Origin of the sequence: Bhargavaea cecembensis DSE10, assembly GCF_000348905.1 — a bacterium.
GTDB lineage: Bacteria > Bacillota > Bacilli > Bacillales_A > Planococcaceae > Bhargavaea > Bhargavaea cecembensis.
In genome coordinates this window covers 1-11995 of the sequence record NZ_AOFT01000013.1, presented here as the reverse complement: position 1 = coordinate 11995, position 11995 = coordinate 1, and the positions used below count along the sequence as shown (strand labels likewise).

Sequence of the window (11995 nt, the reverse complement as noted above, 5' to 3'; positions counted from 1 at the left end):
TGTTATGCTGGGCTTTTAGAACGCACCCCAATTGAAGGAGGAGGAACATGCGGAAAAACGTGAAAGTGCTGGTTGTCTCGCTCATCTTGCTGATCATTCTGGCTGTTGCAGCCTTTGCCTTGCTCCAGGATGACGCTTCAGATTCAAGAGTCATCCTGGACCATAACCATAAAACGTACATTGCGCCTTCCTGTTTTGAGGAATCCGACCCGACCAATTTCATCGAGGAGTCGACCTTGGGGGAAGCGGAAGAACTGGGTTATCCCCCGCATTCCTCCTGTACCGAGGAAGCGCTGGGTGTCCAATAATACAAAAAGCAGGCCGGGAAAAACAATCCCGGCCTGCTTTTTTATTCTTTCGTTCGCAGAAGCCGCAGTGAGTTGGCGACAACGATCAGGGTTGCGCCCATGTCAGCGAAGATGGCAAGCCAGAGCGTGAGCCAGCCCGGTACGACAAGAAGCAGTGCCGCGATCTTGACCAGGATGGCAAACGAGATGTTCTGCTTGATGATCGCCAGTGTTTTTCTGCTTAGGGCGATCGTGTACGGCAGTTTTTCAAGATCATCGGCCATCAGGGCGACATCGGCTGTTTCCAGCGCGGCGTCTGTCCCGGCCCCGCCCATGGCGATCCCGACCGTGGCGGCGGCCAGTGCCGGAGCGTCATTGACGCCGTCACCGACCATGGCGACATTTCCGTTTTGTCCGCGCAAGGTTCTGATAAACGCCAGCTTATCTTCAGGCAACAGCTCCGCCCTCGTCTCACTCAGCCCCAGCTGATGGCCGATTGCCTGGCCGGTGGCCTCGTTGTCCCCTGTCAGCATGACGGTCTTCCCGATCCCCAGCTGATGAAGCTTTTTGATGATGGACGCACTGCTTTTCCTCACCTGGTCCGCCACTGCAATCAGTCCTTTGATCTCCTGGCCGGTCCCAAGCAGCATGACGGTTTTGCCCTGTTCCTGAAGCTCTTTTACCTGCCGGGATACATCCTCCGGTATCGAGAGGGTTTCCTCAAACAGGTTCGGGCTTCCGATGTAGTACGTTTCGTTTCCAATCGAAGCTTTAGCCCCTTTGCCTGTGATTGACCGGAAATCCGATGCCGGGACTGTTTCCGCTCCGGCCTGCTCCGCTTTCCGGACAATTGCGGACGCGAGCGGGTGCTGCGAGAACGACTCAATCGCTCCGGAAACACCAAGAATCTCATCAGTGTCCATGTCCGACAAGCTGATCACATCCGTGACCGCAGGCTTGCCTTCCGTGAGCGTGCCGGTCTTGTCGAAGGCCACCACTTTCAGCTTCCCGGTCTCTTCCAGATGGATGCCGCCCTTGATCAGGACGCCTTTTCTGGCCGCGTTCCCGATTGCGGTGACGATGGCGACCGGCGTGGAGATGACCAGCGCACAAGGGCACCCTACGACGAGGACCGCAAGCCCGCTGTACACCCACTCGGACCAGGAGGCACCGAACAATAGCGGCGGAACGACCGCCACCAGCAAGGCGACGACCATGATGGCGGGCGTGTAGTATTTCGCGAACTTGTCGACAAACTGCTGGGAAGGGGCCCGTTCCGCCTGCGCCTCTTCCACCAGGTGGATGATCTTGGCGATGGTTGTGTCCTCCGCCCGCTTGGTGACACGGACTTCCAGAGCCCCTTCTTCGTTAAGGGTGCCGGCAAACACTTCGTCCCCGGCCATTTTATGGACCGGGATCGATTCGCCGGTGATGGCGGCCTGATTGATGGAAGACTGCCCTTTGATGACTTCGCCGTCCATCGCGAGCTTCTGGCCTGGCTTGATGAGCATAATGTCGCCGATCCGGACATCCTCCACATCGATTTCCATGACTTCCGTTCCGCGCCTGACCGTGGCCCGGTTCGGCGCAATCTCCATCAGCGCCTTGATCGACTGGCGGGCCTTGTCGATGGAGTACGCTTCAAGCGCTTCGCTCACCGCAAAGAGGAATACGACGACTGCTCCCTCTGCCCACTCGCCGATAAGTGCCGCACCGATGACCGCAACCGTCATCAGCGTCTTCATGTCGAACTCGAGCTTTGCCAGGTTCTGCAGCCCCACCTTGAACAGATCGAATCCGCCGATGAGAATGGCCAAAGCGAACAGCCCAATGGTCACCGGACTGTTTTCTCCCTCTTGGAAGAAAGCAACATACCCTGCGATGATGAACACGAGCGAAATCATCGCAGCGATGTTCTCGCGCTTTTTCCAGAACGGCTCCGGCTTCTCCAGCCGCTGGCGTTCCGGATACACCTTGATGCCATCAAACGCGCCCGCCTTTTCCAGCTGCTCGATCGAGGCGTCTCCCTTCACCGTGATCTTCATCGCACCAAAGTTCAGCTGGACGTCTTCCACGGTTTCGATGGCACGGATGTTTTTCTCGAACTTGGCGGCACAATTCGTGCAGGACAGCCCCTGCAGCCGGTAGATGTTCTGATTATCTTCCATGGCGGATCCCTTCTTTTTCGTGAATCATTGCGATCGAGACAAGTTGCCGGACATGATCGTCCTCCAGCGAATAAAACACCATCTTGCCTTCCTTGCGGTATCTGGCGAGCCCCATGTTCCGGAGCAGCCTCAAGTGATGCGAAGCCGTCGCGGTCGTGGCGCCGATGATGTTGGCTACGTCACAGACGCACAGCTCTTTTTCCAGGGTGAGCGCATAGGCGATCTTCAGCCTGGTGGCATCCGACAATGCCTTGAAAATCATCTCAACGCCGCTGACCTGGTCGATTTTTGCCCGGATGCGGCTGACTTTCTCTTCGTCGTAGCTAAATGTATCGCATGTATCATTGGAAAGTCTGGTGACCTTTTCGGATGACATGGTTCCACCTCATTCTAATATCCGTTTGAATGTATGACTTTATTGTATGAAAGCCCGGACTCATTTGTCAATCCGGACAGAACGAATTATCCGACAATTTCAGCAGCATGGTGAAACCTTTTAGGCAGTGGACCGTATCGATAAGCAAAGGATCAATTTAACTGGAGGAGATCACCGATGAACGGACAGGGACAGGACGGGCGAGGACAGAAGAGGAAAAAAGACAGAAGCGACATTGCGGAATTTTTCTTATGGTTCCCTGAACTGCTTATCTGGCCGTTCAGGCTCCTGTGGGGCATGCTGACGTGGATCGGCCGATCATTCGGGCGGCTGTTTGACTGGTGATAATGAAAATAGGGCAGGGCATCCGACCGGATGCCCTGCCCTTTTTATGCCCGCAGAATTCGGATTGGACGCCACCTTTGTGCCAGTATGTTAAACTTGCAAGACACGATTTGCTAGAAAAAGGGGGAAAGCCAATGTATAGTGTCTTTTCAACTTTTGATGTTCCCCCGGAAAAATCGGAGGAAGTCATCCGGATCTATCAGAACCGCTCCCGCTTGGTCGATCAGGCCGAAGGGTTTGTCGATTTCCTTCTGCTGCAGAACGACCGACGTCCCGGCGAATTGACGGTGCAATTGATATTCGATTCAAAAGAACATTACTTAAACTGGGCACGGAGCGAGGATTTCCGCAGGATCCATGAGCTGGAGAAGAAGTATCCGGATCAGGAACTCGCCTCCATCATTCCAAAGGTGTCCAAATTCAAGGTGGTGGCCAGGTGAACGTAGATCAGATCGTCAATCAGGTAACCGAAAAGATCTATGAAATCGAGCCGGCCCTCCTGGAACGTTTCGGCGAACAGGGAAAAGCCAAGTGCCGGGAAGATAACCATCACCATATGAGACATCTTCATACCGCCTATGAATTAAACGAGACGAACGTTTTCACGGATTACGCCGTCTGGCTTAACGGAATCTTGACCCGGCACGGCATGAAGACGAAGCACCTGATCGATAACTTTGAAATCATCCGATCCCTGCTCGAACAAGAAACGGGCGAACAGGCCGAAAGCTACAGACGATACTTGACCAAAGCCATCTCAACCCTCAAGGAAGAGGTGTAACATGACACACATTGAAACGCTCGCTTCCTGTCTATTGGAAGGCGATCCGGACAAGGCGTGGGCATGCATCGAGAATTATCCCAAGTCCTCCGGGCCGGATGTTTACCACAACCTCATGACACCGGCCATGCGGCATATCGGCCATTTGTGGGAAACCAATGAAATCACGGTCGCCGATGAGCATTTGGCAACCGCGACCTGTGATTTTATCCTGTCCAAACTGTCATTCGGCCTCGGGAAAGAACCGACCGCCGGCAAGGCAATGTTTCTTTGCCTCGACGGTGAACAGCATTACCTCGGCCTGAAGATGGTCGACAGCCTGTTTCAGGAACAAGGATGGGAAACAAGGTATTTTGGTCCGAGCCTGCCTCTGGAATATGCCCTTCAGACAGCGGAGAAATGGAAGCCGGACGTGATCGGGCTGTCGGTCACCATTGTGTATCACCTGCCAAAGCTCAAACAGTACGTGGAGGCTTTCAGCCAACTTCCGAAAAAGCCGGCTGTCCTTGTCGGCGGACGCCTGACGGATCTTTATGACCTCCGCCCGTACTGCTCGGAAGATACAGTCATCCTGAAGGATTTGCCGGAAACCGAAAAATGGATTCAAAATAAAGAGACGGGAGGACAGCAAAATGGAACAACTGAATCTAACCCTTCCCCTCCCGTATTTGAGCGTTAACAGGGACGGAAGAATCGTCAGCTATTCGGCGCTTGCCGATCAGTGGTTTGACTTGAGCAATGGACACATTAAATCTCTGGTCGATGCAGAATCGATCAACAAACTGGGCCGGATCAGTTCGGAGTCCGGGATGGAACCGATCAAATTGGAACTGAATATGAAAACCAAAGAAAATCCCCTGATCCTGTTCGACGTATACCTTCAATGGGACGCCGACAACCATGCCGCTATGATGCTACTGCCGAAAGACAGTTCCAATGAGGAGCTGATCGAAAAGCTGATGAACATCCAATATCGCCTGGCCTCTACTGACTTCGAATTATTGGAGAAAAAAGACGAGCTCGAGCAGGTACTCAGACGGATGGATGAACTGTCCGGCCCGTTTATCCCGCTGTCCGAAACACTGTGCATGATTCCCCTGTTTGGCGATATCACTGCGAATAAGATCAACACCATTTCCGAGAGTTGCCTGCAGTCCGTCTTCAGGGGGAATTATGAAGTGGTCCTCTTTGATCTGACAGCCGTCGGAGAAGTCCATGCGGATGGCATCGAAAAATTTATCCAACTGGTGAAGACCCTGAACTTCATGACCGGCAATGTCATTAAACTGATCGGAATCAAGCCGAATCTCGCAAAAGAACTGAATCATCATCACCTTAACCAATGGGTACAGTTCAATCATTCATTAAAAGAGGAACTGAGCACTTCTTTACATAGGTGAGAAAAAAAGCAGGAGCACCCGCCGGGGATGCTCCTGCTTATCTTCTTTGGTCAGCTCCGGAGTACGATGCCCCGCCCTTCCGGCGTTTCCTCGACGTCCAGCGTCAACAGGTCCGTATCGCTCAGCTGCGCATCGATCGCCACTCGGATTCCCTTGATCTCCTGCACGACATCAAACTCCTGTGGCTCGTCGAACGTGATGGCAAACTGGGGACCGAACTCGCCCGTTTCCACGGTCAGGCGCAATCCGCCCAGGCCGCGCTCTTTCAGAAACGGCTCCAATAACTCTTTGGCTTCATTTGTAATCAACACGTGCCTTCGCTCCTCCGGTCGAACAATTGTCCTCTCGAGTATACCACCGCCTGCACGGAAGCCGCTCAATCTCCGCTCCGCTTGTTCCAGTCGTATGGCACCTTCGCCCAATCCCACAAGAGGTTAAAGAAGCCGGCCAGCACACTTACGGCGACCACCATCCCCCATTCGACTTCCCGATGAACAATCAACTGCCACAGCGTCAGACCGGCAAAGAGAAAGAGGCCGTACCTCACGCTGCTTTTCAGCATTGCGAAATCCTCCTCAGACATTTTTCAATAAGACCACGTGGAGTTTATGGCCGATTTCATAGGTCCGGTCCCCGAACAGCCGGATCAGATGAGGTTTCAGACTGTCCATAATCTGGTCCCGTTCGGACTCTTCCAGGTGCAGCATCCAGGAAAGCGTCTTGATCCGCCCGCACCAGGCTTCCGGAGTAAAGGCCACCGTGTAATCCTCGTTGTACAGCTCTTTGAGTTCAAACCCGTGGGACTGCCACTCCGCAAACCACTCCACCGGGAAACTATTGATGGACTGTGCGGAATCCGCCTTTCTTCCCGCGGGCTTGATCCGGCCGGGTATGGCCTTTTTCATGTGGCCCATCGTCTCTTGCACAACCGGATCGGCGCTGACAAATCCGGAGTCCATGATCAGAAGATCTCCGCCTGGCTTCAGGATCCGCTTCACTTCCTTAAGTACGGTCGGTCCGTCGAACCAGTGCCACGCACGCAGCGCAGTCACGGTATCGAAAAACTGTTCAGGCAGCCCGGTGTCTTCCGCATACCGGTTCACGTAATCGATTTCCGCACCTGATTCCCGGTCGATGTACCTGGCTTCCCTGATCAGTTCTGAAGAAGGCTCGACTCCCGTCACCTGAGCCCCCTGCTCCAGGAGCATCCGCGTCAGTACGCCGGTGCCGGCCCCAAGGTCCGCAACTGCCCGCCCCCGAAATGTCAGGCCCCTTATCGCGAGGTTTTCAAACAGATTATCCGTCAGGTCATTCCTGTAAAGCGCATAGCCCTTCGCCACTTTCCCGAAGTCAGCATTCATTGAATGGCCTCCTTAGTCCTATTCCTTACCGCATGAATAACACCGTTTATCCTGATCCGTATCTTTCTCCGGATCGATCTCAAATGATTGGTTTTCTCTGCGCGGGATGGGCCGTAATAAGATTGATTGATGCCTGCTCGTCAACAAAATGAACGGCCGCAAAAATCGCATGGAGTTTCTTTGCATCATGGCGTTGTATATGGCCAGTTCGTTTTGGGATTGCAGGTGACCGATCGAGTGAAGATGAACCTCGATGACCTTTTCTTGGGTTTTGTAAACCTTTCTGGACGATCCTATTCCGATAAAGTTTTCTTCTGTGCAGTATGTACGCCAATTCCTGATCAGGTCTTCCAGTCGTTCTGTCTTTTCATTCCTCCAATCTTCCCATCCCCTAGCACAAAAAGATGATAAACTTCCGGAGAATTCTCCAAACTCTTTGCTGTATCCTATTCTAAAGACGAAAGGAAAATCCTTCAACATTAGTTATTAATAGTAGGAATGGATTAAGGTTCCGAATAGAACGGTGACTTCAGGAACAGCTTCATGATTCAAATGGTATAATGCGCTCCCACTCCGAAACGTGGCGGATTCAGCTGAGTACCACAGGAATACCCCTTTCCTCCAATTCGGAAAGGGGCATCAGTCAGTCCGCCAAGCATTTTTCGCCGTTTCTCCATACAGTCGGATGCTTGTCGGTTATTCTTCGATTACCACGTACTCATCTATGTCAGGGAGCGTTTCGGCAGCTGCCATCTGTAGTGGACGGACAGCATCCGGAGCAGCACTATGGCCACGAGCAGGGCACCGGTCATCCACGCCCCTTTAATCAGTCCGATGCCGATCAGCAGGCCGCCGAGTGCCGCCCAAAGCGCATAGATTTCATCCCGGAAGATCATCGGTTTTCTTCCTGCGAACACATCCCGGATCATCCCGCCACCCGCACCGGTCAGGGTCGCGGCCACGATGGCCCCGGCGAGCGATGCGCCGGAATAGACGGCCATGAGGGCACCCTGTATGGCAAACGCAGCCAGTCCGATCGCATCGAAAAAGATGCCCCATCGGTTCCAGTAGCGGATCCACCAGTGTGTCGGAAACAGAAACACCACCAGAATGGCGGTGAAGGCCAGGATAAACAGATTGCCCTGAGTCCAGATGTCTTCCACCGGAATCCCGATGAGGAGGTTGCGGATCGTCCCGCCCCCGAATGCCGTGGTGAACCCAAGAATCATCACACCGAAAATGTCAAAATCCTCCTCCATCGCGACGAGCGCACCACTGACGGCAAAGGCGAGGGTACCGATGATATTCAATACGTCCCAAGTCATTGGACAGCCCCTTCCTTCCCATCGAACATCACAACCTTCATGAATCTCCATTATAGATGGCATTCGGAATGAGTCCAATCACCAAATTCCTTCAATTGTCATCATATTTCTATCAATAATATCCAATTTATATCGGTTCTTTTTCGGAAAATATTGTATAATCATGAGGAAATGTGCTCATCCCGTTTTTTTCAGATGTAAGTGGCCGATGACCAGCAACGGGCGGAGCACTTTTTTCATGCCCTAAATCCATGTTTGGGTACGGGGAAACATAAAGGGCGCAAAAGGCAAATAGATAGAAAACGATGCGCTGAATATCAAGGGGGAAAATATGAAGAAGAAAGCCATGATTTGGACAGGCATCATCGTCCTCGCCGTCGTGTTGCTGGGGGCAGCGGCATTTGTCTTCAAGGACCGGCTGTTTCTTGCCGGTGCATCTGAAGAGCTTGACGAGCCGGTAATGGTACAGCCTGTCGCCATGCAGGAGCTGGGCGAGAGCATTCTTGTCACGGGACAGATTATCCCGAGCGACGAACAGAAGGTGTTCCATGAAGCCGAAAATGGTGAAGTGAATGAGTTTTTCGTAGAGGAAAACCAGGTTGTCGAAGCGGACACTCCGCTGTATTCATATGATGACTCCGCTGTGAACAGTGAATACAATAAAGCCGTCCGAACGCGTGATCTGACAAAAAAGCGCCTGGCCATCGCAAATGATGAATTGGCGGCAGCGCGAAAACTCTTAAAAGACATGAAGAAAAATCCCGACATCACGAAAGAAGAACTGAATGCCGCGTCCAAGGAAATCGTCCAGCTCGAAATGGACATCGAAGGCATTAAAGATGAAGTCAGCTCGGCTCAGCAGACAATTGATGAGACGGCCATCCAGAAAGAAAAACTGACCGTCAAAAGCAAGATTGCCGGCACCGTCGTGAAGGTCAATAAAAATGTGGAACCCACCGAAAACGGATCCGCCGAGCCGATCGTCCACATCATTTCGAGCGGCCCGTTCAAAGTGATCGGGACGATGAGCGAGTTTGACACGGTAAAAGTCAAGCCGGGACAGGCGGTCGTCATCCGGCCCAAAGTGTTTAAAGACCGGACATGGGATGGCACCATCGAATCCGTCTCCCAGTTTCCTGAAGGTGACCAGGGCGGCATGGATGAATTCGGAGGTGGCGGCGGCAATGTGACGATGTATCCGTTCACGGTTGCCATTGCCGGAGACACGAAAGATCTGCGCCAAGGATTCCATGTATCACTGGAGATCAATGTCTCCGACCTTGAACAGAGCGAACAATTGGCCATCCCTCATATGGCGCTGGATATGGACGAGGAAGGCAATGAATTTGTTTATGTGATCAACGACGACAACATCCTTGAAAAGCGCCCGGTGGTGCTCGGTGAGATGAATGACGAGTTCGCCGGCGTCGCGGAAGGCCTGGAACCCGGCGATCTGGTCGTCACCAACCCCTACGTCATCATGATGAACAACCTCGAACCCGGCCAGGAAGTTCCGGATTTCGTGAATATGGTCGAAGGTATGGAAGAGCCGGGCATGATGGATGAAACGGAAACAGAAGCAGAGCCGGCAGAAGGCGGGGAAGCCCCGGAAGAAACGGAGCCGGAAGCCGACGAATCGGAGGCGAACTGACATGATCAGGCTTTCTCAGATTACCAAGACCTATGGGAGCGGCAGTGTTTCTGTTCCCGTCCTTCGTGGCCTGGATCTGGAAATCAGGGACGGTGAATTCGTGGCCATCATGGGGCCGTCCGGTTCCGGCAAGTCGACGCTGATGAACATCATCGGCTTTCTCGACAAGCAGACCGGCGGCACGTACTCCCTGAACGGAGAAGATGTGAAACAGGCCAATGAAAAACAGCTGGCGGGCCTGCGCAACAAGCATATCGGCTTTGTGTTCCAGCAGTTCTTCCTGCTCCCCCGCCTGAACGCCCAAAAGAATGTCGAAACGCCTCTGCTCTATGCAGGGGTTTCGAAAAAAGAGCGGTCCGAACGCGCCCTCGGCCTTCTGGAGAAAGTCGGCCTCAAGGACAGGACGGGACATCTGCCGAGCGAACTGTCAGGCGGCCAGAAGCAGCGTGTCGCCATTGCCCGCGCGTTGGTCAACCATCCCACCGTCATTTTGGCGGATGAGCCGACAGGCGCGCTTGACTCAAGGACAGGTGCGCAAATCATGGATCTGCTCACCGAACTGAACCGCGAAGGCAAGACGGTCATCATCGTTACCCATGAGGAAGAGATCGCGGCCTGGACGGACCGCATCATCGTCCTGCGTGACGGCCTGATCGTGGATGACAGGCAGGTGACATCATGAACATCCGGGAAAGTTTTGCACTCGCCCTGTCCTCCATCTGGAACCATAAAATCCGCTCCATCCTGACGATGCTCGGCATCATCATCGGCGTCAGCGCCGTCATTATCGTCGTGGCGATCGGAGACGGTGCCCGCCAGCAGATGGCGGATGACCTGTTCAGTACGGACGAAAATGCCATCCCCCTCTACTTTGAACAAACCACGTACGAAGAAAATGGGGAAATGATGTGGGTCGAACCGCCGGCAGTGACCGCCGAACATCTGGATACAGTGAACGAAGTGCCCGGCGTGAAATATGTTCTCGGCACCAACAGCGGCTGGGGCACGATGAACCATAACGAACACACTGCCGACATGGAAATCATCGGTGTCGACAACCAGTACTTTATCGCCAAAGACCTGACACTATTGGAAGGGCGCCGCCTGAACACAAGGGATACTGACAGCTACTCACGCGTCGCGATGATTGACTCCCTGACCCGTGAGAACATGTTTGCACCGGATGAAGAAGCGGTCGGGGCCATCATCGACATCAATAACAATCCGTATAAGGTGGTCGGGGTATACGAGTCCACGCTCCCCCCGGAGTTCCGGCACATGGAGGGATTCTCGAACGGCCAGATGCTGATGCCCCGCACACTCATTTCCATGATGTTCGGGAGTCCGGAGATTGATACGATCAACATCATCGCTGACCAGCCCGATTACTTGACGGAAACCGGTTTTGCCGCAGCAGAGAAGCTGACGGAACTCACCGGCAGCGATGAAGGGATGTATGTCGCCGAGGACATGTCCGCCTATGTCGAAGAATTCGACAGCTTCTATCTGACCATCACCCTGTTCATCAGCAGCATCGCCGGCATCTCGCTATTCGTCGGCGGCATCGGAGTCATGAACATCATGCTCGTCTCCGTCACCGAGCGCACGAGAGAAATCGGCCTGCGCAAGGCACTCGGGGCCACACGAGGCCAGATTCTCCGGCAATTCCTGATCGAATCGGTGACGCTGACTTCACTTGGCGGACTGATCGGAATCGGTTTTGCGGCACTCGTCACAGCGGTAGCCGCCGTGTTCTTGCCGTTTTCCCCGATCATCAATCCGGTCGTCGTCATTGTAGGGATTCTCTTCTCATCCATGATCGGGATTGTGTTCGGCATTTTGCCGGCCAATAAAGCCTCCAAGCTGAGTCCGATTGATGCATTGAGGTATGAATAATGAGGAAAGAGGCAGCGCATGCGATGTAACCCGTTCAGTTGAGTGGTGCAAAACAAGAAATAACAGTGGAATTAGACCCCGAATCAGCAATGATGAACTGAACCCCGAACTACGGACACTTTAAAAAAGTCCCGGTTCGGGGTTTTTGCGTGGTCAAAAACTCCGCTATACTGAACACAAAGTTGAACGGAGGAGATTTTGATGAGCCGCCAACCGATTAATGAATCCATTCGCCGACTTCTCGAGGACAATCCTAACGTCCTTCATGTGACGGATAAGACCATACAATACGCGCCTGAATTCAAATTGAATGCCGTGAAGGCCTATCAGGAAGGTAAGACGCCATATGAAATCTTCCTGGAGGCAGGGTTGGATCCCAAGCAGATCGGGCCGGATATACCAAAA

General features: G+C 53.2%; 16 protein-coding genes. 10 read left to right on the top strand and 6 right to left on the bottom strand.

Annotated elements, in window-relative coordinates; genetic code table 11:
* Positions 1-47: 47 nt before the first annotated feature.
* Positions 48-308, top strand: coding sequence for a hypothetical protein (locus C772_RS11835; RefSeq protein WP_008300246.1), 261 nt, complete (start codon positions 48-50; stop codon positions 306-308).
* A gap of 41 nt (positions 309-349) precedes the next feature.
* Here C772_RS11835 and C772_RS11830 read toward each other — a convergent pair whose 3' ends face one another.
* On the bottom strand, positions 350-2455 hold the full coding sequence (locus C772_RS11830) for a heavy metal translocating P-type ATPase (RefSeq protein WP_008300244.1): 2106 nt from the start codon (positions 2453-2455) through the stop codon (positions 350-352).
* Positions 2445-2831 (bottom strand): ArsR/SmtB family transcription factor, encoded by a 387-nt coding sequence (locus C772_RS11825; RefSeq protein WP_008300242.1) that lies wholly within the window; start codon positions 2829-2831, stop codon positions 2445-2447. Before C772_RS11825 ends, C772_RS11830 begins: the two co-directional genes overlap by 11 nt.
* A gap of 177 nt (positions 2832-3008) precedes the next feature.
* On the opposite strand from C772_RS11825, the gene C772_RS16680 reads away from it, so the two are divergent.
* From C772_RS16680 to C772_RS11805, 5 genes are all read left to right on the top strand, one after another.
* Positions 3009-3176, top strand: coding sequence for a hypothetical protein (locus C772_RS16680; RefSeq protein WP_008300241.1), 168 nt, complete (start codon positions 3009-3011; stop codon positions 3174-3176).
* A 134-nt stretch (positions 3177-3310) separates the two neighbouring features.
* The gene (locus C772_RS11820) at positions 3311-3616 is read left to right on the top strand and encodes an antibiotic biosynthesis monooxygenase family protein (protein ID WP_008300239.1); all 306 of its coding nucleotides are present in this window, start codon (positions 3311-3313) and stop codon (positions 3614-3616) included.
* A complete protein-coding gene (locus tag C772_RS11815; protein WP_008300238.1) occupies positions 3613-3957 on the top strand; it encodes a globin family protein in 345 nt (114 codons plus the stop codon). The genes C772_RS11820 and C772_RS11815 overlap by 4 nt, the downstream gene beginning before the upstream one ends.
* A 1-nt stretch (position 3958) precedes the next feature.
* Positions 3959-4636 (top strand): cobalamin B12-binding domain-containing protein, encoded by a 678-nt coding sequence (locus tag C772_RS11810; protein WP_008300236.1) that lies wholly within the window; start codon positions 3959-3961, stop codon positions 4634-4636.
* On the top strand, positions 4590-5357 hold the full coding sequence (locus C772_RS11805) for an STAS domain-containing protein (RefSeq protein WP_008300234.1): 768 nt from the start codon (positions 4590-4592) through the stop codon (positions 5355-5357). The genes C772_RS11810 and C772_RS11805 overlap by 47 nt, the downstream gene beginning before the upstream one ends.
* Before the next feature lie 50 nt (positions 5358-5407).
* On the opposite strand, the gene C772_RS11800 is transcribed toward C772_RS11805, so the two are convergent.
* From C772_RS11800 to C772_RS11785, 4 genes are all read right to left on the bottom strand, one after another.
* A complete protein-coding gene (locus C772_RS11800; RefSeq protein WP_008300232.1) occupies positions 5408-5668 on the bottom strand; it encodes an iron-sulfur cluster assembly accessory protein in 261 nt (86 codons plus the stop codon).
* A gap of 65 nt (positions 5669-5733) precedes the next feature.
* Positions 5734-5919 (bottom strand): hypothetical protein, encoded by a 186-nt coding sequence (locus C772_RS11795; protein WP_008300230.1) that lies wholly within the window; start codon positions 5917-5919, stop codon positions 5734-5736.
* 13 nt (positions 5920-5932) lie between these two features.
* Positions 5933-6718 (bottom strand): class I SAM-dependent methyltransferase, encoded by a 786-nt coding sequence (locus tag C772_RS11790; protein WP_008300228.1) that lies wholly within the window; start codon positions 6716-6718, stop codon positions 5933-5935.
* 722 nt (positions 6719-7440) lie between these two features.
* Positions 7441-8043, bottom strand: a complete 603-nt coding sequence (locus tag C772_RS11785) for a trimeric intracellular cation channel family protein (RefSeq protein ID WP_008300226.1) — start codon at positions 8041-8043, stop codon at positions 7441-7443.
* A gap of 331 nt (positions 8044-8374) precedes the next feature.
* On the opposite strand from C772_RS11785, the gene C772_RS11780 reads away from it, so the two are divergent.
* The 4 genes from C772_RS11780 to C772_RS11765 form a co-directional block, all read left to right on the top strand.
* Positions 8375-9694 (top strand): efflux RND transporter periplasmic adaptor subunit, encoded by a 1320-nt coding sequence (locus tag C772_RS11780; protein WP_008300225.1) that lies wholly within the window; start codon positions 8375-8377, stop codon positions 9692-9694.
* Between the two features lies 1 nt (position 9695).
* A complete protein-coding gene (locus C772_RS11775) occupies positions 9696-10376 on the top strand; it encodes an ABC transporter ATP-binding protein (RefSeq protein WP_008300222.1) in 681 nt (226 codons plus the stop codon).
* Positions 10373-11590 (top strand): ABC transporter permease, encoded by a 1218-nt coding sequence (locus C772_RS11770; protein ID WP_008300220.1) that lies wholly within the window; start codon positions 10373-10375, stop codon positions 11588-11590. The genes C772_RS11775 and C772_RS11770 overlap by 4 nt, the downstream gene beginning before the upstream one ends.
* 201 nt (positions 11591-11791) lie before the next feature.
* On the top strand, positions 11792-11995 hold a 204-nt coding region (locus C772_RS11765), incomplete at its 3' end, for an HTH domain-containing protein (RefSeq protein WP_035002220.1).